This window comes from Calditrichota bacterium (assembly GCA_014359355.1).
Lineage (GTDB): Bacteria > Zhuqueibacterota > Zhuqueibacteria > JANLFK01 > Oleimicrobiaceae > Oleimicrobium.
In genome coordinates this window covers 1-2,398 of the sequence record JACIZP010000338.1, presented here as the reverse complement: position 1 = coordinate 2,398, position 2,398 = coordinate 1, and the positions used below count along the sequence as shown (strand labels likewise).

At 61.1% G+C, this 2,398-nt stretch carries 2 protein-coding genes; both read right to left on the bottom strand.

Going from position 1 to position 2,398, the window contains the following annotated elements:
- The coding region (locus H5U38_14290; GenBank protein ID MBC7188189.1) for a hypothetical protein at positions 1-444 on the bottom strand (444 nt) is incomplete at its 3' end.
- A 21-nt stretch (positions 445-465) separates the two neighbouring features.
- On the bottom strand, positions 466-2,398 hold a 1,933-nt coding region (locus H5U38_14285; GenBank protein ID MBC7188188.1), incomplete at its 5' end, for a TonB-dependent receptor.

The following is a 2,398-nucleotide window of genomic DNA, read 5'->3' as shown; positions in this document are numbered from 1 at the left end:
CGAGCGCCCCTTATTGATGCTGGGATCTGCTTGGAAGTAGCCGGGACGCGGTTCAAACCGCATCACCCGATTGCGCAATGGGCTTGTTCCCTGTCGCTCCCGATAGCCGGTCTCCATGATGTAGACATCGCGCCCCTTGCGGTCGCGGACCTTGGCGAGCACAAAGGGCGTGATACCATCGGTGTAGTTGAGGCCGCTCCCTTTGGGCACCTCGGCAGAGTGGAAGACGCTCAGGTCGACGTTGCCGGGGTCTGGCGGATAGTCGCCCACCATGCCATAGTTGTAGAAGACGGTACGGATGTTGGCGGCGTCGTGGAACCCGGCGCGCTCCGCATCCACCCGCCCGCGCATCTCCTGGGGTACCACTGGCTGGAGCTGCGCGTAGCCAGCCACCTGCCACGCCCCAAGAATCGCCAGCACAAGAATACCGATCTTGCGGCTCATCCGCTCATTCTCCCTAATTGCTCACTGTGCCGAACTGACCGCAATCCCCAACTCCACGCGCCGCGGCGGATAGTACCGGCCCGGGTTGGCCAGCGTAGCGCGCTGCCCCACCGGATTGAGCGAGTAGTCGGGACTTCCTGTGTCATCGAAGACAAACCCGTTGACGAACCTGGTGTCCAGCAGGTTCACCACCCGCGAGAACAGGCTTACCGTCATGCCACGCACCTGAAAGTACTTTTCGGCCCGTAGGTCGACGCGGAAAAAGGGCGGCTTGCGTCCGGAGTTGGTCTCGAGGCCACCGCCAAAGCCCGCCTTCAGCGACGGAGTATAAGGCTGGCCGCTCCCGTAGCGAAGCACGGCACTCACTGCGAAATTCCTCGGGGACTCGAGGAGCACGGTGGCGTTGAGGGTGTGGCGCTGATCCCAGTTCAGCGGTATCTGCCGCGGACGCGGGTCCTCCCCTGCTGCGGCTCTAGTGGCTGTCTCGCGAGGGTCGCTGGAGTTGCCCATCGCTTTCTGCCAGGTGTAGTCGACCATTGTACTCACCGGACCTATGCGCCGCTGGTCCACAGCAACCGTGAAACCGAGTACGTTGCCAAAATCCACATTGGTCAGCCGCGCGTACTCAGCGGCAGCATACGTGGACACAAACTCCACGCCCAACAGGTCGCGGATGTCTTTGTAGAAAATGCTCACATCCAGGCCGAGGAAAGGGGTGAGCGCGTGTTTGTAGCCAAACTCGTACTGCACTGTGCGCTCCGGCTTGATGTCCGGGTTGCCCATCACGCCGTAGCTTATCCCCCCTGCCTGGAGTTCATCGAGCACCTGATAGTCTGAGTTGGAGAAGATTTGGCCCAGGGCGGGCATCTGGTAAAAGTGCCCGTACGCAAAAAAGAGGGCCGCACTCGCCGTCATCGGATACGAGACACCGATGCGGGGTGCCAGGGAGATCTTTTTGCTCGTCCTCTTGGGATAGCTTGGGGGAGCACCGGCAATGGCATTGGCCGGGTTCTGCAGGTCGCTGGGCACAGTGGCACGTGCATCGAAATACTCCAGGCGCACCCCAGCCCTGACGATAAAGTCGCGCCACTCCAATTGCCCCTGCCCGTAGGCCATCAGCGACACAGGGCGGTAGGTGGCCACATCGGGGTAGTCAGGGGGCTCGTTCACGTGCCGCGTGATCAGCGTACCACCAGTGCCGACCACGTACCCCGGCACGCCAAACTGCACAGTCGCTACTTGTGCCTCGGCGCCCGCCTTGCAAAGCAGGGTGCGGGTCAGCTGACTGGTGATGGCCCCCTTGGCCACCACCGCGTTTGTGCGCTGGCGAAAGCGAGTCAGGTCCACCCCCTGCACCACCGCTCCCAGCTCGTAGTTGTAGTCGCCAATGGGGGGACCTGCCGCATCGTAGCGGGGATCGTAGACGTCTTCATAGACGTGGTCACGATAGTCGAAGTAGTTTTGCCGTAGACTTAAGTTGTAAAAGGTGTTCCCGGAGAGGGTATGTGTCCAATCGATCCCATGGACCAGGGAGAAGGTGCGCTGCGTGCTCATGCCGTCCGGGTTCAGACGAAATGCAAAGTTGTACCGCTTGCCACGGATCGCGTTGTAGATGGCCTGGTAATCCACCTGCACGTCCTTCAACGAGCGGTTGGTCAACTTCACCACCCCGGACAATTCCTTGGTGTACTCCAACGGCAGCTCCTTGCCGTCGCCTGTGGGGGTGAAGACCTTTTTTTCAAAGTCGGCGCGGTCGGTGGGCACGAAGCGCCGCTCCCCGAAGATGTAGCCGTTGTCGACAAAGCGGCGCGTGCTGAACAGAAAGTAGGTCTTTGGCAATCCAGTTGGGCCGCTCAGGGAGAATTGGTAGTTCTGGATAGCCAAGGGGCGGAAGCGGTCATCCACGCCGCGCCGCGGGCCAGTGGTGAACATATAGTCAGCGAGGTAGACCTCC